We start from the raw sequence: 25,624 nt of genomic DNA, 5'->3' as shown, positions 1-25,624 counted from the left end.
CAGATCAGCTGCGCTGGGCCAACTTCTCCGCGGCCCGCTGGGCGGCGGCTTTCACCTGGGCGGGTGCCGTTCCACCAATGTGGTTGCGCGCGTTTACTGAGCCCTCAAGGGTGAGTACGTCGAAGACGTCCTCGTCGATCAGGGTGCTGAACTGCTGCAGCTCGGCCAGACTGAGTTGGGATAGGTCGCGACCTTCCTTGATGCCAAAGGCGACGGATTTGCCGACGACTTCGTGGGCGTCGCGGAAGGGCAAGCCCTTGCGTACCAGGTAGTCGGCCAGATCGGTGGCCGTGGAAAAGCCCCGCAGAGCCGCCTCCCGAGTGACCTCGGCATTCACGGTAATTGCCGGTGCCATATCGGCGTAGGCCTTGAGGCTGTCGCGTAGGGTATCAATGATATCGAACAGGGGCTCTTTGTCTTCCTGGTTGTCCTTGTTGTAGGCCAGGGGTTGGGATTTCATCAAGGTCAGCAGGCTGAACAGATGGCCATTCACCCGGCCGACCTTGCCCCGAATCAGTTCTGGCACGTCGGGGTTTTTCTTCTGGGGCATAATGCTGGAGCCGGTACAGAACCGGTCGGGCAGGTTCACGAAGTTGAACTGGGAGGAGGTCCACAGCACCAACTCTTCGCTGAAGCGCGACAGGTGGGTCATGATCAAACTGGCTGCCGCGGCAAACTCAATGGCAAAGTCGCGATCGCTGACCGAGTCCAGAGAGTTTTCGGTGGGGCCGTCAAAGCCGAGCAGCTGTGCGCTGTAATGCCGGTCGATGGGGTAGGTGGTGCCCGCCAGGGCAGCGGCGCCCAAGGGACATTGGTTGAGTCGTGTGGCACAGTCCTGCAGGCGGCCAAAGTCCCGCTCCAGCATTTCATTCCAGGCCAGAATATGGTGGCCGAAGGTGACCGGCTGGGCCGTTTGCAAGTGGGTGAAGCCGGGCATGATGGTGTCGGCCTCCCGGGTGGCCAGGTCGATCAGGCCCGATTGCAGTCGAGTCAGTTCGCCGACAATTACGCCGATTTCATCGCGCAGGTACAGGCGAATATCGGTGGCAACCTGGTCATTGCGTGAGCGGCCGGTGTGCAGTTTTTTGCCGGTGATGCCGATCTTGTCGGTGAGCCGGGCCTCGATGTTCATGTGCACATCTTCAAGGCTGACCGACCAATTAAAGTTGCCGGTTTCAATTTCTTTGCGGATGGCTTCCAGCCCGCTTTGAATCTGTTGCAACTCGTCGTCGCTGAGCACCCCTACCTTGGCCAACATGGCGGCGTGGGCCAGCGAGCCGTTGATGTCGTGGTGGTAGAGTCGTTGATCAAAGGTCACTGACGCGGTGAAGCGCTCGACGAAAGCGTCGGTTGCCTCGGAAAAACGGCCGCCCCAGGGTTTGATGCTGGTCTCTTCATTGCTCATCGGTTGCTTTCCTGTACTGGCCGCGGCGACGGCCATGCTGCTCGGTTGATTGCGGGTGCGAAAAGGCGCGCATTATACCAGCAATAGCGGCTTGGCGTTTAGCCTCGCGCCGGCCTTGTTGGTGCCCCTTTCGCAGGCCGGACATTGCTGGCCGTATGTGTACTTACGTCATGTTCTTGTCACAAAGTCTACGGATACTTGCCGCCTGAATAATCCATTCGTTAGTTGAGGGCGGACAATGGCCGAGGTTTCTTCTCCCCGGGCGCGCTTGGTGGAACTGCTGTGGCAGTTAAAGCAGACCTACGACAAGCACGGCGACGGCGGTGTGCGTTACGTGCATTTCAGCACGCTGCTTAAAGATAGCCAGTATCGGCGAGAGCTCATTGATCAGGCTGCGATCAGTGGAAACGCAGAAATTCGTGAACTCGGTAAGCGCTTGCGCCAACTCAACGTGGACGGCGAACTCACTCACACCAGCTCGGCAGGTGACGCGGGTTTACCTTTCAATCCCGATATCGCGGAAACCATCACGGCGGGGAGGCCAGGTAACGCGGACAACGCCACCGATAAACGGCAGCGCTCGATGTTGGGCTTGGTAGCCGCGGCGGCGGTGGCCTGCCTTGCCGCAGGCCTGGTCTTTATCTTTGGCGGCGGCACCAGCAGCAACGTGGAGTCGGTCGCTGGCCCGCTGTATGGCAAACATCACTGGACCGCCGACCGGATCTGGCAGCTTGACGGGGTGGTGTATGTGGAAGCCGGTGGCCTGTTGACCATCGATGCGGGCACCGTGGTTCAGGGCGCTGCCGGCAGCGCCCTGGTCGTCACCCGGGATGCGCGTATTGAAGCTCGGGGCAACGCCAGAGCACCCGTGGTTTTCACCAGCGCCAACGCGCCAGGAGAACGCCATGCCGGGGATTGGGGCGGTCTGGTATTGCTGGGCGCGGCGCCGGTGAATAATCGCTACGCCCAGATTGAAGGGGTTCCTGCCGATGACAGCCGCGGCGCATTCGGCGGCGGCCGCGCCGAAGATAGCTGCGGCGTGCTGGAGTTCGCTCGCATTGAATACGCCGGCTTTGAAGTCTATGCCAATAATGAACTCAATGGCCTGACCCTGGGCGGCTGCGGCAGCAACACGATTCTGCGCAACGTGCAGGTGCACCGCTCGCTGGATGATGGTGTGGAAATTTTTGGTGGCAGTGTTGATTTGAAGAACGTCATTATCACCGGCGCGGGGGATGACTCCCTCGACTGGGATATGGGCTGGCAAGGCCGGGTGCAGCATCTGCTGGTGGTGCAATACCCCGACGTTGGCGACAACGCCATCGAAGCGGATAACCTCGACAGTGATCATCTGGCCAAGCCCCGCTCTGAACCCCTGCTTTACAATGTCAGCTTGCTGAGCATGCGCAGCGGCGAGAAGTTTCAGCGGGGCATGACCCTGCGCCGCGGCACCGCCGGGCACTTTCACAATGTGCTGATCAGCGGTTTCTCTGGCGAAGCCATCGACATTAAAGATTCGGCCACCAGCGCCAATGCCAGCGACGGCAGCCTCAGTTTCAGCGGTTTGGCGATCAGCAATGTGGGCCCCGGCGGCAATACCTTTTTTGCCGATGAAGCGGGGGCGCAGAATGATGACAATGGCCTGGACGAGCTGAGCTACTTTCGCAGCCGTGGCGAGCTGTTTGCCCAGCCTCTGTGGCAGGGCAACCCGGTGGATTACACCGTGGCGGCACTGCAGTTGCCGGTGGATTCCCCCGCCGGGCATGGCGCAGTGGCGATTCCCGAAGGTGAGTTCTGGGACGAGGCCGCTACTTATCGCGGCGCCGTTCGCCCCGGTACTCAGCCCCAGTGGTTTGACGGCTGGACCCGCTTCGACCCCAACTGATTTTCAAGCAAGCATGTATTCATCAAGCGGCGCCTGGCGGTGTCGCTTTTCAGCGGCTTGCCAAGTCCTGCTATGATTCAGCCATCCCAGCGGGCAGGCGTTTCATTGTGGCAGTGACTACCTCAAACAAACTGGTCGACGAGGGCGCCGGGCCAGCGCGCCCGGCGCCCTTTGTTGGTGATGTGTGCAGCCCCACATCGCTGCTCATGCTGGTGCTGTTGTCCGAATTGCTGGCGGTGGCCTACACCGTTCTGTTATCCGGTGTGCGCCAGTTCGATTTTCTGCTGCTCGCCTATGCCTCCTTGTTTTTGCTGTGGGGAACCCTGGGCGCCGCCGCGTTGCTTTGCCGACTTCGTGGAGTTTTTGCCCGGCTGGGCACGGCCCGCAGCGCCGGGCTGAGTTTTATCGTTTGCCTGTTGTGGGTCGCGCTGCTGAGTGTGTCGTGCCAGATGATATTGTCCGCCACCGGCAACGAGGGGATCGCAGGCCTGGATTGGTGGTGGATTCTCGACAGTCTGGTGTTGGCGACCATTATCATTGGCATCAGCCTGCGGTATATCTACTTGGGCCAGCAGCTGCGTGAGCGGCAACAAAGCGCATTGAACGCGCGACTGGATGCCCTGCAATCCCGGATTCGTCCTCACTTTCTTTTTAACACCCTGAACAGTATCTCCAGCTTGATTGTGGTTGACCCCCAGCGGGCAGAGCAGGCCGTTGAGGATCTGGCGGCGCTGTTTCGGGCAAACCTCAGTGGCAGCCAGAAGCGGGTGAGCTGGTCTGAGGAGCGGGCGCTATGTCAAAGCTACCTTCGCATTGAGCAAAACCGCCTCGCCGATCGACTACAGGTGGACTGGCAAGAAACTGCGTCACATTCCCCGGTGCGGGTCCCGTCACTCATTTTGCAGCCGCTGTTGGAAAATGCGATTTTGCATGGCATTCAGCGCCTGCCCGGCGGCGGTACTCTGCATGTGCAGGTTGTTCATCGTGACGGCATGATCACCGTGGAGATTCGCAACCCTTGTCCGCCGCTCGCTGCCAGGGGCGCTGGCAATGGCCAGGGAGGCAACAATATTCGCCAGCGTCTGGAAGCCCTGTACGGCAGCCGGGCTTCGCTGCAAATGCACTCCGCAGAGGATTATTTTGTTGCGCGCCTGAATTTGCCCACCACAGGCCCTGCTGGTGAGGTGGCCCCATGATGAGTGTCATGGTGGTGGACGATGAGCCCCTGGCCCGGCAGCGGATGCTGCGTTTGCTTGCATCCGTGGGCGAGGTGGCGCCGGTGACCGAGGCGGAAAACGGCGAGCAGGCGCTGAGCTGTTTTGCCGAGACGCCGGTCGATGTGGTGCTGCTCGATATCGAAATGCCCGGCATCAATGGTCTGGCGGTGGCCCAGCAATTGATGGCTCGGCATACAAGCGCCGAGCAACCAGCACCGGCGGTCATTTTTTGTACGGCATACGATGAGCACGCCATCGCTGCTTTTGAGGCGCAAGCGGTAGCCTACCTGTTAAAACCGGTGACGCGGGACAAGCTGCGTCAGGCGCTGGCTCGCGCGTCCCGTTTGAACCGCGCCCAGCTCAACGCGCTCGATGCCACGGCTATTGCTGAGAGAAATTCCGTAGATGGTCGGGAGTTCTGCGCCCGCAGCGCTGCCGGGATGCAACGCCTGCCCTTTTCCCAGGTCCGCTATTTTCACGCGGATAATAAGTATGTGTCTGCCGTGCACACAGGCGGCGAATTGATTCTGGACGACAGTTTGAAAGAGCTTGAAGATCAGCTCGGCGCTGCAGTTCAGCGGGTTCATCGCAATGCGCTCGTTGTGTGGGCCCAGGTAACGGGGATGCGCCGCAGCGCTGCCGGGCGCTACCGGGTGGTGCTGCGCGATGTTGATCAGGGGCCGGTGATCAGTCGTCGCCACCTGTCGGCGTTCAAGGCGCGGCTGGGCCAGTCTGGGCAGGGCAGCGGGGACTAACGCGATTTTATCGCTTCCCCTTGCTGGCGTATGATAGCCGGCTCTTGTCGTCCACCCTCCAACTTGCAGGAAGAAGCTTATGCCCCGCCAGACTGTTCGCATCGCCACCCGAGAAAGCCTACTGGCGCTGTGGCAGGCCGAATATATCAAAGCGGCCCTGGAACAGGCCCATCCGGGGCTGGCAGTGGAGCTGGTGGGAATGACCACGCGAGGCGACCAGTTACTTGACTCGCCGCTTTCCAAAATCGGCGGTAAAGCGCTGTTCGTTAAAGAGCTTGAGCAGGCCATGCTGGAAGACCGGGCCGACATCGCCGTGCATTCGATGAAGGATGTGCCGATGGAGTTTCCTGAAGGATTGGGGCTGGCCATTATCTGTGAACGGGAAGACCCCCGGGACGCCTTTGTCAGCAACCATTTTGCTTCCCTTGATGCCCTGCCCCAGGGTGCCCACGTGGGGACATCCAGCTTGCGCCGGGAATGCCAGTTAAAAGCGCTGCGCCCAGATTTAAACGTCTCCAGTCTGCGGGGCAATGTGCAAACCCGCTTGCGCAAACTCGATGAAGGGCAATTTGACGCGATCATTTTGGCTGCAGCCGGGTTGATTCGCCTGAGGCTGCAAGATCGCATTGCCCAGCTGCTGCCCGTTGAACAAAGCCTGCCCGCCTGCGGCCAGGGCGCTGTCGGGGTGGAAACGCGCAGTGATGATGCCGAGCTAATCGCGTTGCTGCAGCCCCTGCACGATGCTGCTACCAACCGTGATGTTCTCGCCGAGCGGGCAATGAACCGCCGACTGGAAGGGGGGTGTCAGGTGCCGATTGCCGGCTATGCCATTGTTGATCCGCAGGATCCCACGCAGCTTTGGTTGCGGGGCCGGGTGGGTACACCTGACGGCACCACCTTATTGGTGGCGGAGGCCCGGGGGCCGCTGGATAACCCTGAGGCGCTGGGAATTGCTGTGGCTGAAGATCTGCTGGCGCAGGGCGCCGACGCTATTTTGCGAGCGGTGTATGGCGATCAATCCGCGGGTTGAGCTGCCGGGCCTGCGAGTACTGGTCACCCGGCCGGTGGATCGGGCCGAGACCTTGCTCGACGCGCTTCGCGATGTCGGAGCCCAGGCCTGGCATTGCCCGCTGTTGCAGATTTTGCCGTTGGCGGAAGATAACCCGGCACTGCGCCTGAGCCGGACACGGATCCTGGACCTGGACCTGTATCAGCGGGTTATCTTTATCAGTGTCAATGCCGTGGCTCAGGGAATGGCGCTGATTGATCAATACTGGCCCCAGTGGCCGCAGCGGGTGGTGCCCTACGCCATCGGGGCGGCAACTGCCGAGGCGTTAGCCCGTTGGGATCTGCCGATACGCTGTCCTGATCAGTCCGTTGATAGTCGGACAATGACCAGCGAGGCCTTGTTGGCGTTGCCGGATTTGCAGAACCTGACCGGGGAAAAAGTGCTGATCGTCCGCGGTGTTGGTGGACGGGAATCCCTCGCGCAAGGCCTGACTCAGCGAGGCGCAAAGGTGGACTATGCTGAATGCTACCAACGGCAGGGTCCGGATCTGGAGCATGGCGAACTGCGCGCATTACTGGTAAAACATCAGATCAACGCGGTCTGCCTGAACAGCGGCGAGACACTGGCGAATTTTCACCGGCATTGCCCGCCAGGTGAACAGACAAATAATGTAACGCTGGTCGTGCCCAGTGAACGGGTGGCGCAACTGGCTCATGATTTGGGTTATGCCAGGGTGGTGCAGGCGGAAAATGCTGGCACGGAAGCGACCCTGATGGCCCTCGGCGAAATTGAGAGAGGATAATGAGCGGCGATAAACCAGACACGCCCACTCCCCCCGATGCGGAATCTCCGCTGGGATCAACCGGCGCCAGTGATGCAGCCGTGTCAGGCAAAACCGAAGGTGGCGCGGAAGACAAACCCGCCCCGCCTTCGACCCCACCCTCTGCGCAGAGCAGTGCCGCTTCAGACAAGCCTGCAGCCGCGCCGGTGACTGGCAAATCCAAGTCCCGTGGCAGCAACAAGCCCGGTGGTAAATCGGGGTCGTCGGGCCGTGGCGCCCTTCTGGTGGCATTACTGGCGCTACTGGTTGGCGTTGCGGCACTGGGTGCCAGCGCCTGGATGTACCAGCAGCAATACCTTTTGCCCGAGCCGCCGGACCCGTTGTTGGCGGCGCTGAAAACGGACGTGGAGCAACTTGAGAAGCAGCAAAACCGCTTGCTTGGCAGCCTCGAAAGTCAGCGGGAGAGTCTCTCTCAGCTTCGCGCCGATCAGCAGCAGCAGGTGTCGCAACTGCTCAGTCGCAGCCAGGCGCTGACTGCCCAGGTAGATAAGCTGGCCACCGTCGATCGCAAAGACTGGTTAGTTGCCGAAGCGGAATATTTGCTGAGGTTGGCCAATCAGCGATTGCAGTTGGGCCGAGATGCCAAGGCTGCAGGCCAGTTGTTGGCCAGTGCCGATCGCGTGCTTGAAGAGATGGATGATCCCGGTCTGCACACGGTGCGTGCCGAAATCGCCCGGGAGCTGTCTGCCCTGCAAGGGGTGGCGCAGTTTGACACCGAAGGGGTCTATTTGCGTCTTGAGGGCTTGTCTCAATCTTTCAGCAGTCTTTCCCTGTTTGATGCGCCCCGTTACGAAGCTGAACCGGTTCCTCCCGCCGACAGCAACTGGCAGGACCGCCTGGCCAATGGCTTTCGCCGGGCATGGGAAAAACTGCGCAGTTACATTCGCATTCGTCATCGCGAGGAGAACTTTCAACCGGTGCTGGCACCTGAGCAGGAAGCTGCGCTGGGTTACAGCCTGCAGTTGATGGTCGAGCAGGCGCAGATGGCGCTGCTGGCAGAGCGCCCGGCGCTGTATCAGCGCTCCCTGGGTCAGGCCAGAGAGTGGTTGACCAAGTACTACCAGCTCGATGACCGCTTGCAGGGTATTTTGCAGCAGCTCGATGAGTTGATGGCGGTGCCGCTGGATCGTCAAATGCCTGATATTTCCGCGTCGCTGGCGGCCTTGAAAACCTTTATCGATAGCCGGCGTTGGCAGCAAGAGGTGGGTGGATGAAAGTCTTTTTCGCCGCCTTATTAACGTTGTTAGTGGCGGCCGGCCTGGCCGCTGCAATTCAGTATGATCCGGGCTACATCCTCATTGCCTATGGTCAGACCACTATTGAAATGACCTTGTGGATTGGTCTTGGTCTGCTGGCGGTGCTGTTGGTGGTGGGTGTGGTGCTATTTATCGCGCTGCGTCGGGGTGCCCGCCTTTCAGATCGGGTAGTCAATTATCTTGGCAATCGGCGTTTGCGCCGTGGCCGGAGCAAAACCACGCTGGGGTTGATCGCCTTCGTTGAGGGCAATTGGGTAAAGTCGCGGCGCTTGCTGGTCGAGTCTGCCGAGGAAACCGATGCGCCGTTGATCAATTACTTGTTGGCAGCCAGGGCGAGCCACGCACTGGGCGAAAGCAAAGCCACTCGCCGTTATCTGGGTCTGGCAGAGGGAACCACTGCCAAAGCCGGCATTGCGGTGGAGCTCACGCAGGCTGAGCTGCTGCTCGACAATGGTCAGTTAGAGGAGGCGCTGGCAACCTTGACTCGGGTTCGGCGCAATGCCGCTCGCCACCCTTCGGTGCTGCTATTGCTAGAGCGGGTCTACCTGAGATTGAAGGACTGGGCGGGGCTGTTGGCTCTGCTACCGGAGCTTGCCAAGTATCACCTTCACCCAGAGGAGCGCCTGCGCGAGCTGGAACGTGAGGCATTGTTGGGTGGGCTGGAGAAGACTGCGCAAAAGGGGGACATTGATGAGTTACAGGCGTGGTGGAAATCCCTCAATAAACCCCAGCATCGAGATGTTGAATTGGTTGCCGCTTATGCCCGTAAACTGCAAGGCATCGACGAAGCGGTTGCCGAGGCATTTTTGCGCCAGGTGCTAAAGAATCAGTGGTCTGAAGAGCTAATCGCAATTTATGGGCGTCTGCAGGGCAGTGACCCCGGCCGGCAATTGGCGGCCGCTGAGCAATGGCTTCGGGAGCAGCCTGCCAACCCGGAGTTGCTTCTGGCCCTTGGGCGAATCAGCCTGCGCAATGAGCTGTGGGGAAAAGCGCGGGAGTACTTTGAGACTGCCTACGCCAAGGGGCGCGGCTATGAAGTGTGTCTGGAACTGGGCCGGCTGCTGGTCAATATGGGTGAGCGTGATCAGGGCGAGCGCTTTACCCGAGAGGCACTGGAAACGTTCCCGCAAGCCTTGCCGCCGCTACCGCAACCGAAAATCAGTCACTAGCCACATGCTCGTTGTCGGTCACTCGCAAAGAAAGCCGCCGCCTTCTGTGCTGGTAATCCGCACGCCGGGGCTTGCCGGGCAAACGGCGTAGTCGTAGCGCATGATCTGGTGGTGGTAGCGAGCCTGCACACCTTCAGCGGCGATTTCAAACTCGTGGGTATAAAACGGATTGTCGGGTTGCAAGCCCTCGCCACAGCGACGGTCTAATGCCTGGGGATTTGGCGAACAATAGGCGACCCGAATCGGGTGCGCGCACAGATTTCGCCATAACATGGCGTTCCCTTCATTGCTTACAGAGAGGCAGCCCATGGCCGAGGGTGCGGCTGTCGCAACGCCGGAGAGAGCACAGCAGGCAAGTGCCAAAAAACAGTGGTTTTTGTGCATCGTGTGGTCTTAGTTCACTAGAAGAATCACCGAGCGCGCCGGTCGGTTTGCAGTGGGCCGGCTGGTCGGTTCGAAGAAGAATAGTAACTGGCCGGGCCTCGCGCAAGTAACGACGTCGCATTTAGCAGACAATGACCCACTGCCGCTATTTCGCCTCGGAATGTAAAAAACGCAAGCGAAAAGGGGAGAGTCCATGAATATCGAAAAGCTTGAGGCGATGCTCGCCAAGGGGCAGGACAGCAGCCTGTTGCGCATGGGGCTGGCCCAGGCCTATTTGGATGCCGATCAGGTTGCCGACGCCATTTCCCACTTGCTGAAATGCCTGGAATTAGATGCCGACTACACCGCCGCCTGGAAACTGCTGGGCAAGGCCCGTTTGGCAGCGGGTGATATTCAGGGGGCGCGACAAGATTGGCAGCGTGGGCTGGCCGTCAGTCAGCGCCGAGGTGACCGACAAGCCGAAAAGGAGATCGGGGTCTTTCTGCGGCGACTCGATAAACAGTTCCCCTCAGAATAGTCGCCGCCAGCCGATATCGATGCTGTAAATTTCATTGCTCAGGGTAACCTTCTGCCCGGGGAAGCGCGGATTTTCCCCGGTGATGGTCTGCTTGGGCACAATGTTCAGGGCGATATCAACGCTGGTGGTGTTGTTGAGTTTCCAAGACAGGCCGGCGTTGTAGCGCTGATCAAACACGGCGGTGGACAGCAAATTGGTGACGACTTCGCTGCGGCGCAGGGGCTCTTGCAGCACGTCGGTATAGCCCAGTCGGAGGGTCAAAGAATCGCTGGCCTGGTAGTGAATTCCTGCTTTGATCGCGGTCAGGTCATCCCAGCCAAAACCGGGGCCATTGTCATCGCCGTAACGGCCGGCGGCATTCCCGGGATTGCCAAAGGCGCCGACGTTGGAAAAATAAATACGCTGGTAGTCGACCAATACCGTGAGCTTCTTGCTGGCCTGCCAGGCGAAACCAAACTGGATGTTGGCGGGAATGTCCAGGTTGCCTTGCTCCGGTAGCAGACCGGCATACTCCTTATGCTTCTGCATGTAGCCCTTAGATTGCAGCGCAATGCCACCTGAAAGCGAGTCGGTAATGTCGACGCTTGCGCCCAGTTTTATCCCGTAGCCGAAGCTGTTGGAATGCCCATTATTACTTAGTTTGTCGGGGCGGGCAGAGGCGGGGCCGAATAACTGAAATCCGTTGATCTCGATGGTCTGATAAATCAGTTCCGGGCTGATGCCCACGCGCAAGCGGGAGTTGACCTGGTGCGACCAGGTGGGCGCAATAAAGACCTGGGCGATATCCGAGCCAGTGTCACCAAAGCAGAAGTAGCCCTGTCCCGGCGTGCCCGGTGGGCAGTTGGGGTTGTCGAAGGCTTTGTAATTGATGTTGATGCCGCCGTTGCCGTAAACCACCAGGCCAATGGTGGTGTCATCATCCACCCGTTTGTGAATCGCACCGAAGGGAACGGGAAAGATTCCCCCGATTTCTGCGGGAACATCAGGCTCGGCTTCGCGCGAACCGGGAGCCAAGGGAAATGCCCCCGGTGGTGCCGTGTTCAGGTCGACCTCGTCAGCCTTCGCAGTCTGCCTGGCGCTCAAAAAGATGCTACCAATACCCCAGCCGTCGTGGGGTAGAGAAACGGCGCCTGCCGGATTGATGGCCATTACCATCCCGTCCTCGGCGAAGGCGGTGCCCGCGCCGGAGAGGGCACGGTTGTTGGCGCCGGCGCCATTCAGGTAACTTCCCAGTCCAGCCTGGGCGTCGCTGGCAGCAATCCCGGCAATGAGTAAGAACGGCAGCATGAAGCCGGTGCCAAAGAATCTCACTTGTCCCCTCTCCCAATTCGATACGTTTTGATTTTATGTTCGCTTACGAAATGTAAGTAGTTACACGATTTGCGGCTAAATGTGAAGCAGATTGCGCGCCGGTGCAAGCTTCGATGTCACCTTGGGGCGACCGCAGGAGCGCGGCCACCGGGGCCAATAACGCGGTATCAATGCTCCTGCGGCGAGGCGCCTTGTCGATATACAGAGACGAGATGCGGTGGCGAGATGTGTTGCCCAGGCATCATCTGTTCGGGGTTCTGCAGTGGCGAGAGGTCGCCATCGTTTGTGCGTCAACCCCGCTCACGAACCATCCCCGGTAAAGGTCCCCGGAACTACCCTCCTTTAGTATGGCGCGACGGGTTAATAAGGGCGCTAATCTGGAAGTTGGTTTTTACGCTTTGTAACAAGTTTTGTGTCGTAGCGCTGAGTAGGCGGATTACCTTTGGTAACAAACGATCAGATTAATGCGCTTTTCTCGTGGCTCTGTGCAATAGGGTTGGCTGATATTAGCTGTTATTGGTCCTTGCTGAATACACGCTGCGGTCTATTATGAAGTAGGCCGCTTTAGGTAGTGCTGGTTTTGTGAAAAAGCGGTTAATCAATAATAAAAAAGTCGATTTAACAGTGAGTTATCTTTTTTCGGTTGGGCATGGGTGTGCCTTTGGTGAATCTCTGGTGCGCCGGGGTGATAACTTGTGGTGTCGGGGGTCATGGAGTGATCCGATTGTTAAGTCGGCGAGTATTTTTTGATTTTCGCTAAATTGAGGTAAGTAATTACCCTTAGTTAGATGGATTTTTATGTAATTTAGCGAGAAGTAGATGTGTAATAGATAACAGTCTCGCTGCACTGTTAAGTGAGATGGATAAATATAACCAAGGTGATTGTATGAAAAAATTAAACTTACCCGCACTGCTTGCTTCTGTGCCCGTTGGACTGATCGGTGTCAGCTCGCTGTCATCAACCTTGAGTCATGCGGCACAGCTGGAAGAGGTTGTTGTTACGGCTACTCGGCGTGCAGAGAGCATGGATGACGTGCCTCTGGCGATCTCAGCCATCTCGGGTGACGATCTCACCAAGAGTGGTATTTTCTCCACCACCGACCTGAACCGGTCTTCGCCTAACCTGCAGGTTTCCTCTGCCTACGGTGAGGCTCAGCCAAACTTCTCGGTTCGCGGTGTGGGTGTTGGTACGGAATACAACGCCAACGCGGCTTCGCCAGTCGGTGTGTATGTTGACCAGGTGTATCAGACCTTCCGGGCGTCCCACGGTCAGCAGCTCTATGATATGGAGCAGATTGAAATTGTACGTGGACCCCAGGGCACGCTGTATGGCCGAAATACGACCGGCGGTGCGATCAACTTCATCACCAATAAACCCGACCTGGCTGAGAACAACGGCAATTTGACAGTGGGTATTGGTAACTACAATCGTCGTACCTTTGCCGGCGCTTTTGAATTCACGCCGGTGTCAGATGTTTTTGGCGTGCGCCTGGCAGGCACCTGGGTAGAACACGACCCCTATGTTGAAAATAAACTGGAGGCGGGGCCCAGCACTTTCGCGGCAGGCGGAGCCTCGGGCCTGAATTTCAACAGTGGTAAAGACCCCGGTGGATACGAGAACTCAGGCTTGCGGGCCACCTTCCGCTTCCGCCCGGACAGTGAAAAAGACTTTATGTTGAAGGTGTACACCGGCGAAAGCGAGGGGGGTACCGAGGTGCCCATCGCCACCGGGCAATCCAAATCCAATGATGTCATTGATTACACTAGCCCCAATTTCTTGCTCGGTTCCTACTTCCAGGCTGTGAACGGGATGGCGCCTGGCTTACTGCCCGAATCCTACAGTCGGCGGGCGCGCGGCCTTGACGACCGTGAGGTGGAGGTTGATAGCGTTGGTGAAGTGAATATTGAGGCAGAGGGTATTGTTTTTACCTCGGATATTGGCCTGAGTGACACCCTGAGCTTTATTGCGGTTGCTGGCTATGACTCAGGTGAATACCACCAGGATCCGACCACCGATTGTGACGGTACGCCGCTGGCCCTGTGCACCATTGGTTACAACTCAGAGTTTGACGCCTTCAACCTGGATATGCGCTTTGACTACCAGGACGGTCCGCTGAAATTGATTGTGGGCGCCTTCTATGGCGAAGACAGCATTACCAACGACAATAAGCCCAATTTCTTCAATTTCACCCGGGATGTGAATGCGGCCTTTGGTCTGCCCACCAGTTACTGGAACCCGGGCGGCCTGATTATCGCAGGCGACCTGCCAACTGGAATCACCGGCACTCAGCACAATGTGCAGGACCGGGAATCCTGGGCTGTGTATGGCGAAGCAAACTACGAGTTGGTGCCTGACGTAAACCTGACGGTGGGTCTGCGCTACTCAGACGATACGCTGGAATACAGCGAAGGTCGGTCAGTGTTTTATGATGACGCAGGCACCGCGCGGGCGATTTTCGTCTCCGACTTTGTCAATGGCGGCGCCTTTGCACCTTACTTCCTGGAAGATGTATATCGTTCAGACGGTACACTGGTTGCCACGGCTGACCAGTTGAATGGCGGCGCACCGATGCCGAATGATCTGTCTGTGGATGGCTCGTCCGATGATATCTCGGGCCGGGTCATTCTGGACTGGCACTACAGCGACGACGGTATGGTTTACGCCAGCTACAGCCGTGGCTATCGCGCCGGAACGATGAATGGTCTTTCGTACTCCAGCGCAGCTCAGGTTTACTTTGTGGAGCCTGAAGAGGTGGATGCGTATGAAGTGGGCTTTAAATCCACTTTGTTTGACAACACCTTGCAGTTAAATGGCGCGTTGTTTTACTACGACTACATTGGTCAGCAAGGCCAGGTGGTCGATGGCACTGCGACCGCCTTCCTGGTGTCTCTGGATGGTCAGATCACCGGTGCCGAAATGGATGCCACCTATGTGGCGTCTGACACGCTGACATTGAAGGCCTCCTTGGGTGTGCTGGATACCGAGTACGATGATGGCAAGTGCCCGGCGGGTGGCCTTAACGGTGCATTCCAGTCTGGTAACTGTATCGCCTCTTCTGGTGGTAACCCTGCCAATGTCGGCGGCAACCCCTTCCCCTACGCGTCTGAGTTCACCTTCAATGCCAGCTTTGACTGGGATATTGCTGAGGTCAACAACGGTGTGGTGACGCTGCATGGTGATGCCGCCTATACCGGTCAGTATTACTATGATGCCTTTGAGGACTACTCCGACTCAGCGGTGTCTTCCGTTGCCACGGGTAAGTACACCGATGGTGAGGGGGAGTACTGGACCTACAATGCTCGCCTTAGCTACCTGACCGCAGACTATGGTGTTGCGTTCTGGGTGAAAAACCTGACTGACGAAGAGGTTTATGCCTTCGGTATTTCTATCGAGAACCTGTTCGGTAACGGCTATCGGATGCTTGCACCGCCGCGCACCTTCGGTGTGGAAGTGCAGTACTTCTTCTAAGCCCATGTCTTGGCTTGCTTTGGCTGACCGCGTGCGGTCAGCCTTTTTTTTGCGCCGTGATTGCGCAACCACCTCAAACAATCAAAGCGGCTGCTTCAGGCGGCGATATTGCTCCGGGGGCTGACCGAACCAGCGTTTAAAGGCCCGGCGGAAATTAGAGCTGTCGTGGTAATTCAATAGACCGGAGATAGCATCGATCGACAGCGTGGTGTTGCTGAGATAGCCGGTCGCCAGCGAGATCAGTACTTCTTCCCTAACTTGGCGGAACGTTACCCCCTCTTCAGCGAGGCGTCTGGCCAAGGTGCGTTGGCTGACAAACAGCAGTGCCGCCACGTCGGACTCCAGCATTTGATGGTTGGGGTTGGTCAGTAGTAGTTTACGCACCCGGTTGTGGGTAGAGCTTTGCTCGGTTTTTAACTCTTCCAGCAGTTCGCGACACTGGCTGAGCGCGTGCTCATAATTAATGTGATCGGCTGACGCGTTGGCGGTATGCATCAGCGAAATCGGAATTAACAGGGAGCTCTCGGATTGGGAGAAATTGACCTTGCAGGGGCAGACCTCTTCGTACAGCTTGTGATAGCTGGGGGCGGGATAGGTGAGGTTGAGTACCGCATCGGTCAACGGGCGGGCCAAGATAAACTCACTGATTGAAAGCAGCGTCAGAAATAGCGCCTCATTACACAGGCGGTATATCTTTTGCCCTACCCGCGGGTCGGCGTAAAGCTCGCATCGCAGGCTGTCCTTGTCGGTATTAATTTCGATCTGAGTCAGATTCATACGCAGCGGCACGTAGTTTTTAAAGGCGTTGAGTCCGGCAATTAACGTTGGGCTGCTATGCACTAGAAAGCCGAGGGGGCCATGGGTAGGCGGTGTCAGTTTCTGGCCAAAGTACAGACCAAAAGCCGGGTTGCCACTGATATCCAGGGCGTTGCTCAGAATTTGAATTTGCTGATGCCCGCTAAGCAAAAAGTCGTCGCTTAACAGAGCGGAAACTGGCACCCCGGTACCCGCCAGCAGGCGGTCCAGCTGTTTTTCCTGCAGACCCAGGGTGCGTGCGGCAATTCGGGAGTATGTTGTGGGCAATGAGGGAATTTCGAGGCTGTGCTCAAATTTTGTCATTGAGATTCCTGAACTTTCAGCATGCGCTAAAAGTTTCCGCCAAAAAGCCTTTAGTGGCAAGAAATGACTTATTATTGATGAGAAATGACCTGTCTTGGTTGTGGGAAAAGGGGATAATCGTTTGTGATCACGGAGTAAAGCCCTGAAATGCTATTGGGCTGATAATAGTTTGCGACGGGTTCGCAGGGATAATAAACACTTAAAGGTGATTTGAATTATGTTCGATTATCTACGTTACTACTTTTCTCCCCTGGTGCAGGTGTGTACTGCCATCGGGATTGTTGTTGGCGGAATCTACGCCTGGTTTGGTGTTTCGACGCTGATCCTGTTTTCGGTGTTCGACACCATTCTGCCCCGAGACACAAAAGAGCGGTCTATTCGCAATCGTCAGCTCGCCGAGATTCCCGTTTGGCTGGGTGCGCTGTTCTCAGTGGGTCTGTATCTTGTGCTGGCTTGGAAAATTGGCCAGGGCGGAATGACCACTGCCGAGCTGATCGGCGCCACTCTGTCGGTTGCTTGGCTGGGTGTAATCGTCGGCGTTCCTACCACCCACGAGCTTTATCATAAGCAAGGTGTGTTGCAGCAATTCATTGGGATCTATTCTCAGGTTATTTACTTGGATTCGTCTCGCAATATTGCGCATATGGTCGGTCATCACCTGGATGTGGGCACCGAGCAGGACAGCGATACTGCTAAGCGGGGTACTACCCTTTACTCCTTTGCGCCAGCAGCGGTCATTCACAGCACCAAGACGGCCTGGCGTTTGGAGAGTGATGCGCTGGAGAAGCGCGGTTACGCTCGCTGGGGCATTCATCATCGGGTGTGGAAAGCCGTTGTCGCATTGGTCGTATTCCTCGGTGTCCTGTTCGCACTGGGTGGTACCACTGCGGTAATCTGTGGTGTGGCCGGGGCGTCGTTGGCGCGCATTTGGATTGAAACCTTCAACTACTTCCAGCATTACGGTCAGGTGCGCCTGCCCGGCAAGCCGGTTGGACGTCGTCACGTGTGGAACCACTTGGCTCCCCTCAGCCGGGTGACCGCCTATGAGATCACCAACCACGCTGACCATCATCTGGATGCCTATATTCCCTACTATCGGCTCAAGCCCGATACGTCGGCGATTGTGCTGCCCAGCGTGTTTGTATGCTTCCTGTCAGCACTGATTCCGCCGATTTGGCACAAGTTTGTTATCATGCCTGCGCTGAAAGAATGGGATCTGAAGTTTGCCAGTGCTGAAGAGCGGGAGCTGGCTAGGAAGCAGAACTTGGAGGCAGGCTGGCCAGACTGGTTTGGTGAGCCGGCTGAAGATCAGAATACGCCCCTGCAAGGCGCGGCGTAAGATGTGCTTCTGATCAAGGCTTCAATGCCGTAAACAAAAAAACGCCAGCGTTACGCTGGCGTTTTTTATTGGAAGTTTCGAAAACAGGTTTGGCGTTACCCCGTAACCTTTCCGGGGGTCTATCTCAATGCCCCTAGCCCGATGCCCCTGCGCTACAATCCGGCTTAGTGGCGCCATTTGCTCCTCAATTCTCACCATATGCGCGCGCTGCTGTCCGGAATGATTTTTATGTCGTCATGCTCGCGAACGCGGGTATGACGATATTCAGGCATTCGTAAATCAACTGTCGCCCTCGGCAGATTCTGCTTCCGCCTACAGTGTAAAGTCCTTGCAAGCCGTGGCTCACTTTATTCCGGGCAGCAGTATATATGCGTGGGGGTGTAGTATTCCCCGTGAAACGTGTCACTCATCGGGCAAAACACCTGCGCGGCAAATATGGTCAGGATGTGTCTCCTATTCCCACGCCAAGCCCTGGCCAAGGCTGGTCGACCGCGTTGCGGTCGGCCAGTGGCTTAGAGGGCCTGGGCAGGGCTCAGGCCTCGGTTGAGGAGAAGGCCGCTTTGATCAGAATGAAAATCGCAATCAGCGAAATGACAGCAAACACCAGCGCGGGGGCTAAACCGATAATGGCGGCAAGGTTGGTCTCACCTAGGCGATTGTCGCCAAAGGTCAGCGCACGATTGGGGGCAACCAGCGCGGCGAGATAAAACAGGGTATTGGCGTAGCCGGTACCAATCAGCATCCAGCGCAGCTTTCCTGCGGTGGCCTCGGTAATACCCATCGAGTGAATTACCAATGCGACAATGATGATCAACATGCCGTTTAGCATGCTGCCAATGTGAGTTCGCACCCAGCCATCGGTATTCCCAGGAATACTGAATTCAATAATAGAGCCGGGAATGATCTCCAGCCCGCCAACCAGGCTGACTAACAAGCCGACTCCCGCTAGCATCCCGATAAACAAAATAGTCGCCCCGTGGCCGATCATTCGCCGTTGTGTTGTTAGCATGCTTTATTCCCCTTTTTTATGGCATTTGCTTTTATGGTCTTAGCGGCTCACGTTATTGGTGGTGAGCCTCCGGTATTCTCCGAGCACCGCAGAATGAAAGCAACCGTAAGCATGCCTGGTGGGAAATGAGAGTGGGGAAATGAGGGTGGGAAAATGAGCTGCCTGGCATTACTTTGCGCAGATTCGCTTGTGCTGACATGTTGTTCACCACCACTATGTAGCCAAGGAATCGAGATGGTGGACCTTTTGTGACTCTGACAACGCTGTTGCTCTTAACTGCTGTCATGGCCGCCCTGGCGGCTGTGCCCAGTGTCAGTGTGTCGCTGGTAGTGCTGCGCGCCGCAACTGGCGGTTTTGTCGGTGGTGCAGCGGTCGCGTTAGGTGTGGTCATTGGCGACCTGATATTTGTGCTGCTTGCGCTAACAGGCATGGCGGCCATCGCTGAGCTACTGGGCAGTCTGTTTGTGGGGGTAAAAATCCTGGCGGCTATTTACCTGATCTATCTTGGTCTACGCCTGTTGCACAAACCACTGATGCAGCCCGTTACGACGGCGCCGCGGGTATCCGGCAGCGGCTTTTGCGGAGGGGTTGCTGCGGGACTGCTGGTGACGCTGGGTGATATTAAGGCCATCCTTTTCTACGCCAGCCTGTTTCCTGCGGTAGTGGATGTTGGTCAGATCGGCGCTGTTGAGATTTCACTGATTGTCATTGTTACGGTGGTGGCGGTCGGCGGTGTGAAGTTGGCCTACGCTGCCACTGCCCGGCACCTTGTTGGGCGCTGGCTTCGGTCAGGCCGTCAGCGGCCGCTGGAAAGGGCAGCGGGCCTGGGGATGGTCGGTGCGGGGGGCTATCTGCTGGTGCGGCACTGATCGGACTTTTTCAAGGTAAGTTATCAGGGGATTTGCGGACAGGCGTTGGGTGAAAAGCCCTTAGAATGTCTCATTGCGAAGGGGCAATGTCATGGGCGGGAGCGAAAATTGAGACGAGTGGTGAGGCACTACTTGCTGTTGAGCGTCGCCTGGCTGGTATTGCTGGCCGGCATCATCTTGCTGTTTTCACCGATTCCCATCGGTATTCTCTTTATTGGTGTGGGTTTGTCATTGTTGGTATCGACCAGTGATGCGGTCGCGCTGCGCTTGCGGGGCTACCGTGAGCGTAACGAAAAATTCAGCCGGCAACTCAATCGCATTGAAGACCGACTGCACCACCGCCTGAAGTTTGTTCAGGTGGCGATGCATAAAACCCGCCCCGTTGTGCCCTCGGAGCGGGATGATAGAGCCTGTTAACAGAACAGGCTCGGCTATATGAGCTGCTTGAGCAGGGCCTGGAAGGCCGCCTCCCGGTCGCCCAGTAACTGCTGATACTCACCGAGAATGTTCTGCTTTTCTTTCAGGGCGGCAATATCGTCGCCGTAGTCGGCTTTGATCTTCTGCTGCACTTCACTTTTTACCGAGGCGAGCTCTGACTTGAGCTTGGCGCCGAGGACATCACCCAGAATGCTGTCGAGATTCGACTTCAGCTTCACAATGGGGTCGTCCACGGTACCGTTGACGTTCAGGTCCATCACCAGTTTCGACACACCTTCAAGGGCGGTGGCCAGGGCCTTGGCCGTGTCGTTGCCCTCGGCGGCGTTGGCGACCAGTAGTTTGGCCTGGTTGACGAGTCCTTTCACCGAGCCACTCAAGTCATCACCATTGATGGCAAACTTGGCCGCGATATTGGCCAGGCCCTGGTCGAGCTCGAGGGGTAAATCCGGGCTTTTTGACAGGGCAACGCCTTTCAGGGCGAGTTGCTCCAGGCCCATGTTGAAGACGCTCTTCAGGGTATCGTTTCGCTGGTCAAATACCCCGTCGATAAGCAGCTGGGCCTTTTGCTCCATACCGCCCTTGATGGCCATGGTGATGGGCTTGTTCCAGTAATCCTGTTTGTCAGTAACATCGTTGATTTCACCGGCATAGGCGAGCTTTTCGCCGCCAATCACCTGATAGCCGTCAATCAAGATCTGACGAATCAGAATGTTCACTGGCAGTTCACCGCTGCCCTGAGGTTCTGGCGCCGGCTCTGATTTGGCCATATCGCCAACGGTTTCCTTGTACAGGGTGAGGCCGCGCTGGACGAAGTTATTGACCTCGTCACCCAGCAGAAACTTGAGCATCCCCTCTGCGCCCTGGTCCAGGCCGTATTTTTTCAGCATGCGGTCGGCCTGATTGGCAGGCAGGTTGGCCGCTCGACTGGTCAGCTCGCCGACCTGGGCGAGATCGGATTTGAGATCGCTATTGAGGCTTTTGAACTGGCTCAACTCTGCTTTGATGTCATCCCGGAGTTGCTTTGCACCGGCGATTCGCTCAATGGGATTCTTTTTCTTCAAGGCTTCCCAGCGCTGTTTGAATTCGTCGACCTTGGCCTGATCGGGCATGTCGGCGGACTTTTCCTTCCAGCGGGATTGGATGGTGTTCAGGTCGCTTTGAATGCTGTCGACCTCTGCCTGGATCTGGGATTTCTCCTCGGCGAGCAAGGCGCTGGCATTGGGAATCTGGATGCTGGGCAAGCCGCCAGCCTCATCTTCTGCCGGCGGTGGCATGGCGCCGTCGAGTGTGCCGGGGGTGCTGCGTTCGGTGTACATCTGCAGGCCGGAAAGCACGACTTTATCGGCAATGACCTGCTTCTTCAGCAGCGCTTTGATGTCGACATCGGCTGACACCAGCTCGCTGTTGATCAAATTGCGCATGGGTTCTTTCGGGTTTGCCACGACGAGTCCGTGAATGGCCAGGTGAGTGGGGTAGAACTGAATATCGACACTGTCGACTTCTACTTTTGCGCCGACCTGTTTGCTGCCTTCGGACTCAATCATCAATTTGGCGATGGGTTCCAGCGCGAACACCACCACAACAACGGCCAGTGCAACGATGGCGAGCAGGCCGCGAAGAATCCATTTCCACATGTGCGTATCTCCAGACAAAGTTTTTGCGTGGGTCGCTCGCCGGGGTGCTGAAAGGGGCGGCGCTGACCCAACCGTAGCCAGACAGGATAACGGCTTGAGCCACCTGCGCAAGGCGTAGCGCGATGGGGTGGCCAGGAATGCGATGGCGCCCCGCATTTCGCGAGGAAAAGCGCGTGGCTCAGTCGAGCCAGTATTGCCCCGGCCACTGGGCCCGGCGGCAAAGGGATAATGCCAGTTGGCCGGTGTCGGCCGACAGGTTGGACCACAGGCATTGGGGGTGGAGGTGGCGCTTATGCCACAAGGCCAGATTGCCGCGGGTTGGTGCAGAAAGCGCGATCAAAAAAGCACTGCCACTGCCTGTGAGGGTGACTGGGGGTGCGAGGCGGACATGGCGGCCACTGATCTGGTCAACCCGGCTCGGATCTACCCGGGTGGCCTGCAATACGGCCACTCGCTGGCCGAGCTGGGGTGGAGGTTGGCTTCCTGCCGCCAATTGCCAGTCGCCCTTGCTGGTGAGTTGGGCATGCCAGTAGCTGCCCTGACGGCTGAGCGGCAGACTCTCCAGCACCATGTCGCTGGCGGGATAGCTGATGCACAGGGGAATGTTTGCGGGCGCGTTCAGCCTGCGGCCGTCCCGAAGCGTCACCTGGCCGGCCACCAAGGTGGCTTCGCAGCGCAGGCAGTTGCCGTTGCGACAACTTTGGCTGAGCTTCATCCCTGATTCTGTGCAACTTTGCAGCAGGGATTTATCGGGGCTGACGATGATGTCGAGACCGGGCTGCTGAACCTGCAAACGGTGCCCGGCCATGGCGCTAACGCTGCAGTGCCCGGCGCAGGCGGGGCAGTAATTGGCTGAGGGCCTGGCCCCGGTGACTGAGCTGGTTCTTTTGTTCAGGAGGGAGTTGGGCGCTGCAGCATTTCAGATCGGGGATATAAAACAGGGGGTCGTAACCAAAGCCGTTGTCGCCCTGGGGCTGGTCGACAATCTCTCCTTCCCACACGCCCTCACAGATGACCGGGGCGGGGTCATCGGCATGCAGTACGAAGGCCAATGCACAGTGAAAGTGAGCCCGGCGATGGGTGTGTGTGGCCAGTGCTTGCAACAGTTTGGCATTGTTGTCTGCATCGCTGGCCTGCTCACCGGCGTAGCGGGCGGAATAAATACCGGGGGCGCCGCCGAGGGCGTCAACGCACAGGCCCGAATCATCGGCCAACGCGGGCAGTCCAGTCTGGCGGGCAGCATTACGGGCCTTGAGAATGGCGTTTTCGATAAAGCTCAGGCCAGTCTCTTCGGCTTCAACCACGGCAAACTCGCTCTGGCTGTGCACTTCCATAGCCAGCTCGCCCAGGATTGCGCCCAGCTCCTTGAGTTTGCCTTTATTGCCGCTGGCGAGAACGACCTTGGTGGGGTTGGCATTACTCATCGACATACAGCTTTTTGTTGAAGTTAATATCGTAACTGCGGGTATTACCTTCGGCGGTTACCTGCAGGCGAAAATCCCGTTGCTCGGTGTTATCAATCTCGAAACTGGAAATGTAGTAGATCGCCTGCTGCTCGATCACTTCCAGAAAATCCAGTTCGGTGCGGTGAATCAAATCTGACGTGCTGCCGCTTACCTGTGCGCGAACCGCTTCGCTACCGCTGTCACCCTGGCGACGCACGGCAACGTTGAGTAAAAATTTATCGTCACCCCGGACAATGCCGTAACTTTGCGCGACGTCTGCTGCCAGGAAGCTGGTATTGAGAACGGTGAAGTAAACGGTATCGGCGCCGAATTGCTTCTCGGTTGGGGTGGGCGGCGGCGCGCCGTCCTGAGCCCACAGCCCGCTGCTGGTCAACGACAGCAATATCGTAATCAAAATGCCGCGCAGCATAATGCTCTCCTGAGTGTTTATTTACTGATGTGGTAAACCGCCGTCACGCTGAGCAGGTTGGGCATGCGGGCACACAGTGCCCCCTGGCTGTTGCTGGCATCAATGTAGCGGCTGTTCAGTATGCGAATTCCCTTGTCCTCGCAGAGCTGGTCGAAATCTCGCACCGTGCAGAAGTGGATGTTGGGGGTGTCGTACCAGGTATACGGCAAAAACTTGGACACCGGCATTTTACCTTTCGTCCCCAGATACCAGCGGCTGCGCCAGTAACCGAAGTTGGGGAAGGTCACCACGCATTCGCGGCCCACCCGCAGCATTTCATCAATCACCAGATGGGGATAGCGCAGAGTCTGCAGGGCCATGGTCATGACGACCATGTCGAAGCTGTTATCCCGGAAGTTGGCCAGACCGGTGTTGAGGTCGTGCTCAATGACATTGACCCCCCGGGCCAGGGCCTGATTGATATTGTCGTGATCAATTTCCAGACCGATACCAAAAGCGCCGCGCTGGTCACGCAGCGCGGCCAGCAGCGTGCCGTCGCCGCAGCCCAGGTCGAGTACCCGGGCGCCCTGCTGAATCCACGGTTGAATCAGGGTGAGATCATGACGCATGGTTGATCTCCTCTTTGACCCGCTGCATGTAACTGTGGAAGGCCTGCATATAGCGGGGAATGGGAATGAGGAAGGCATCGTGGCCGTGGTCGGCTTCTATTTCGGCGTAGCTCACCGGGCGGTTGGCGGCGACCAGGGCGTCGACAATCTCCCGTGATCGGGCCGGGGAAAAGCGCCAGTCGGAGGTGAACGACACCACAAAGAAGGAGCACTTGGCGTGGCGGAAGGCAGCCACCGGGTCGTCGTCATACTCCCGGGCCAGGTCAAAATAATCCAGCGCCCGGGTCATCAAGATGTAGGTGTTTGCATCAAAGCTGTTGGCAAAGGTCTCGCCCTGATGGCGCAGATAGCTCTCTACCTGAAACTCCACCGGGCCTACCGAGCCCAGGCGCAAATCCCCCGCTTTGAGCTCGCGGCCAAACTTCTGCTTCATGCCGTCTTCGGACAGGTAGGTGATGTGGCCCACCATGCGCGCCAGCGCCAGGCCGGTGCGGGGCAGCGTGTTGTGCTCAAGGTAATCGCCGCCGTGAAAGTCGGGGTCAGAGGTAATCGCCTGACGGGCGACCTCATTGAAGGCAATATTCTGGGCGGAGAGCTTCATGGCTGAGGCAATGACCAGGCAGTGCCGAACTTCGTCAGGGTATTCCAGCGACCAGCGCATGGCCTGCATACCTCCGAGGCTGCCACCGACAATGGCGGCCCACTGGTCGATGCCGAAGTGCCTCATCATCAGGCGCTGGCTTTCAACCCAATCCCGGCAGCGCAGGTGGGGAAAGCTGGCCCCCCAGGGTTTGCCCGTGGCGGGGTTGATAGAGCGCGGTCCGGTGGAGCCGTGGCAGCCGCCGATGTTGTTGATGCTCAGTACAAAGAAGTGATTGGTGTCGATGGGTTTGCCTGGGCCGATACAGCTATCCCACCAGCCGGGTTTGCGATCTGCTTCGCTGTGGCGACCCGCAGCGTGATGGTGGCCGCTAAGGGCGTGGCAGATCAACACGGCGTTGGATTTGTCGGCGTTGAGTTGGCCGTAGGTCTCAAAGACGATGTCGTGTTGGGGAAGGTCAACACCGCAGGACAAGCGCAAGGGCTGATCGAAATGCAATGTCTGGGGGGTGACGATGCCCACGCTGCCCGGTGTGGCGAGGCTGTCGGGGGAAGATGTCTCTGTCATTTAGCCCTTTGTCCTTATTTGAACGATGGGGTATGTCATTCAGGGTGTTGGGCCGGTGATGCCCAAGCCTTCCGGTATTTGCTTTGGTGCGGCGATTTTAAGGGTTTTCTGCCGACTTTGCTCACCCGATGTGATGCTAACCGCGTGCTTGGCGACATCAAACTGACTGGCCACAAAGGCAATCAATGCCGTGTTGGCTTTGCCCTCGGCGGGCGGTGCGGCAATGCGCACCTTCAGACGGTGGCCGTGTTGCCCGCTAAACCCACTGGATTTGGCGCCGGGTTGAATATGGCAGTGGAGCAGGAGATTGTCACCTTGCCACTGGAAAAACGCGTCGGTCATTGAAT

The 25,624-nt window shown here is 57.6% G+C and carries 24 protein-coding genes; 12 read left to right on the top strand and 12 right to left on the bottom strand.

Annotation, left to right across the window (positions count from 1 at the left end; genetic code table 11):
- Nucleotides 1–4 precede the first annotated feature (4 nt).
- A complete protein-coding gene (argH, locus tag NCG89_RS08685; RefSeq protein ID WP_251086133.1) occupies nt 5–1,405 on the bottom strand; it encodes an argininosuccinate lyase in 1,401 nt (466 codons plus the stop codon).
- A 238-nt stretch (nt 1,406–1,643) separates the two neighbouring features.
- On the opposite strand from argH, the gene NCG89_RS08680 reads away from it, so the two are divergent.
- The 7 genes from NCG89_RS08680 to NCG89_RS08650 all read left to right on the top strand — a co-directional run bounded on the left by NCG89_RS08680 (nt 1,644) and on the right by NCG89_RS08650 (nt 9,537).
- A complete protein-coding gene (locus NCG89_RS08680; protein WP_251086132.1) occupies nt 1,644–3,290 on the top strand; it encodes a beta-helix domain-containing protein in 1,647 nt (548 codons plus the stop codon).
- Nucleotides 3,291–3,403: 113 nt separating this feature from the next.
- Entirely contained in the window at nt 3,404–4,486 is a 1,083-nt protein-coding gene (locus NCG89_RS08675) for a sensor histidine kinase (RefSeq protein WP_251086131.1), read from the top strand.
- On the top strand, nt 4,483–5,262 hold the full coding sequence (locus NCG89_RS08670; RefSeq protein WP_251086130.1) for a LytR/AlgR family response regulator transcription factor: 780 nt from the start codon (nt 4,483–4,485) through the stop codon (nt 5,260–5,262). Before NCG89_RS08675 ends, NCG89_RS08670 begins: the two co-directional genes overlap by 4 nt.
- 79 nt (nt 5,263–5,341) lie before the next feature.
- Nucleotides 5,342–6,292 (top strand): hydroxymethylbilane synthase, encoded by a 951-nt coding sequence (gene hemC, locus NCG89_RS08665; protein ID WP_251086129.1) that lies wholly within the window; start codon nt 5,342–5,344, stop codon nt 6,290–6,292.
- Nucleotides 6,270–7,073: a uroporphyrinogen-III synthase gene (locus NCG89_RS08660; protein WP_251086128.1), complete on the top strand. Its 804-nt coding sequence runs from the start codon at nt 6,270–6,272 to the stop codon at nt 7,071–7,073. The genes hemC and NCG89_RS08660 overlap by 23 nt, the downstream gene beginning before the upstream one ends.
- Nucleotides 7,073–8,326, top strand: a complete 1,254-nt coding sequence (locus NCG89_RS08655) for a uroporphyrinogen-III C-methyltransferase (protein ID WP_251086127.1) — start codon at nt 7,073–7,075, stop codon at nt 8,324–8,326. Before NCG89_RS08660 ends, NCG89_RS08655 begins: the two co-directional genes overlap by 1 nt.
- Entirely contained in the window at nt 8,323–9,537 is a 1,215-nt protein-coding gene (locus NCG89_RS08650) for a heme biosynthesis HemY N-terminal domain-containing protein (RefSeq protein WP_251086126.1), read from the top strand. Before NCG89_RS08655 ends, NCG89_RS08650 begins: the two co-directional genes overlap by 4 nt.
- Nucleotides 9,538–9,555: 18 nt before the next feature.
- Here the strand turns inward: NCG89_RS08650 and NCG89_RS08645 are convergent, their stop codons facing one another.
- Nucleotides 9,556–9,810, bottom strand: coding sequence for a hypothetical protein (locus NCG89_RS08645; protein ID WP_251086125.1), 255 nt, complete (start codon nt 9,808–9,810; stop codon nt 9,556–9,558).
- Nucleotides 9,811–10,114: 304 nt separating this feature from the next.
- Between NCG89_RS08645 and NCG89_RS08640 the strand changes: the two genes are divergently transcribed.
- Complete coding sequence (locus tag NCG89_RS08640) at nt 10,115–10,438, top strand: tetratricopeptide repeat protein (protein ID WP_251086124.1); 324 nt, start codon at nt 10,115–10,117, stop codon at nt 10,436–10,438.
- Here NCG89_RS08640 and NCG89_RS08635 read toward each other — a convergent pair.
- A complete protein-coding gene (locus NCG89_RS08635; RefSeq protein ID WP_251086123.1) occupies nt 10,430–11,749 on the bottom strand; it encodes an OmpP1/FadL family transporter in 1,320 nt (439 codons plus the stop codon). The two genes, NCG89_RS08640 and NCG89_RS08635, sit on opposite strands and share 9 nt — an antisense overlap.
- Before the next feature lie 886 nt (nt 11,750–12,635).
- Between NCG89_RS08635 and NCG89_RS08630 the strand changes: the two genes are divergently transcribed.
- Complete coding sequence (locus NCG89_RS08630) at nt 12,636–15,218, top strand: TonB-dependent receptor (RefSeq protein WP_251086122.1); 2,583 nt, start codon at nt 12,636–12,638, stop codon at nt 15,216–15,218.
- A gap of 81 nt (nt 15,219–15,299) precedes the next feature.
- Here NCG89_RS08630 and NCG89_RS08625 read toward each other — a convergent pair whose 3' ends face one another.
- Nucleotides 15,300–16,337 (bottom strand): AraC family transcriptional regulator, encoded by a 1,038-nt coding sequence (locus NCG89_RS08625; protein ID WP_251086121.1) that lies wholly within the window; start codon nt 16,335–16,337, stop codon nt 15,300–15,302.
- 217 nt (nt 16,338–16,554) lie between these two features.
- On the opposite strand from NCG89_RS08625, the gene NCG89_RS08620 reads away from it, so the two are divergent.
- Nucleotides 16,555–17,676 carry an alkane 1-monooxygenase gene (locus NCG89_RS08620; RefSeq protein WP_251086120.1) on the top strand — a complete coding sequence of 374 codons (1,122 nt, stop codon included), beginning with the start codon at nt 16,555–16,557 and terminating at the stop codon, nt 17,674–17,676.
- Nucleotides 17,677–18,208: 532 nt separating this feature from the next.
- Here the strand turns inward: NCG89_RS08620 and styC are convergent.
- A complete protein-coding gene (styC, locus tag NCG89_RS08615; protein ID WP_251086119.1) occupies nt 18,209–18,685 on the bottom strand; it encodes a styrene-oxide isomerase StyC in 477 nt (158 codons plus the stop codon).
- Between the two features lie 248 nt (nt 18,686–18,933).
- Between styC and NCG89_RS08610 the strand changes: the two genes are divergently transcribed.
- Both NCG89_RS08610 and NCG89_RS08605 read left to right on the top strand, forming a co-directional pair.
- The gene (locus tag NCG89_RS08610) at nt 18,934–19,554 is read left to right on the top strand and encodes a LysE family translocator (protein WP_251086118.1); all 621 of its coding nucleotides are present in this window, start codon (nt 18,934–18,936) and stop codon (nt 19,552–19,554) included.
- 108 nt (nt 19,555–19,662) lie between these two features.
- Nucleotides 19,663–19,971, top strand: coding sequence for a hypothetical protein (locus NCG89_RS08605; protein WP_251086117.1), 309 nt, complete (start codon nt 19,663–19,665; stop codon nt 19,969–19,971).
- A gap of 14 nt (nt 19,972–19,985) precedes the next feature.
- Here NCG89_RS08605 and NCG89_RS08600 read toward each other — a convergent pair whose 3' ends face one another.
- From NCG89_RS08600 to NCG89_RS08570, 7 genes are all read right to left on the bottom strand, one after another.
- Nucleotides 19,986–21,626, bottom strand: a complete 1,641-nt coding sequence (locus NCG89_RS08600; protein ID WP_251086116.1) for a TIGR03545 family protein — start codon at nt 21,624–21,626, stop codon at nt 19,986–19,988.
- Nucleotides 21,627–21,804: 178 nt separating this feature from the next.
- Nucleotides 21,805–22,434: a 2Fe-2S iron-sulfur cluster-binding protein gene (locus NCG89_RS08595; protein WP_251086115.1), complete on the bottom strand. Its 630-nt coding sequence runs from the start codon at nt 22,432–22,434 to the stop codon at nt 21,805–21,807.
- A 4-nt stretch (nt 22,435–22,438) separates the two neighbouring features.
- A complete protein-coding gene (gene rdgB / locus NCG89_RS08590; RefSeq protein ID WP_251086114.1) occupies nt 22,439–23,056 on the bottom strand; it encodes an RdgB/HAM1 family non-canonical purine NTP pyrophosphatase in 618 nt (205 codons plus the stop codon).
- Nucleotides 23,043–23,501, bottom strand: coding sequence for a DUF4426 domain-containing protein (locus tag NCG89_RS08585; RefSeq protein WP_251086113.1), 459 nt, complete (start codon nt 23,499–23,501; stop codon nt 23,043–23,045). The genes rdgB and NCG89_RS08585 overlap by 14 nt, the downstream gene beginning before the upstream one ends.
- Nucleotides 23,502–23,518: 17 nt before the next feature.
- Nucleotides 23,519–24,109 (bottom strand): methionine biosynthesis protein MetW, encoded by a 591-nt coding sequence (metW, locus tag NCG89_RS08580; protein ID WP_251086112.1) that lies wholly within the window; start codon nt 24,107–24,109, stop codon nt 23,519–23,521.
- Nucleotides 24,099–25,277: a homoserine O-succinyltransferase MetX gene (metX, locus tag NCG89_RS08575; protein WP_251086111.1), complete on the bottom strand. Its 1,179-nt coding sequence runs from the start codon at nt 25,275–25,277 to the stop codon at nt 24,099–24,101. The genes metW and metX overlap by 11 nt, the downstream gene beginning before the upstream one ends.
- Nucleotides 25,278–25,316: 39 nt before the next feature.
- Entirely contained in the window at nt 25,317–25,619 is a 303-nt protein-coding gene (locus tag NCG89_RS08570; RefSeq protein WP_251086110.1) for a DUF167 family protein, read from the bottom strand.
- Nucleotides 25,620–25,624: the final 5 nt, after the last annotated feature.

This window comes from Spongiibacter taiwanensis (assembly GCF_023702635.1).
Lineage (GTDB): Bacteria > Pseudomonadota > Gammaproteobacteria > Pseudomonadales > Spongiibacteraceae > Spongiibacter > Spongiibacter taiwanensis.
The sequence above is the reverse complement of the archived record's forward strand: the minus strand, read 5'-3'. Positions and strand labels throughout refer to the sequence as shown.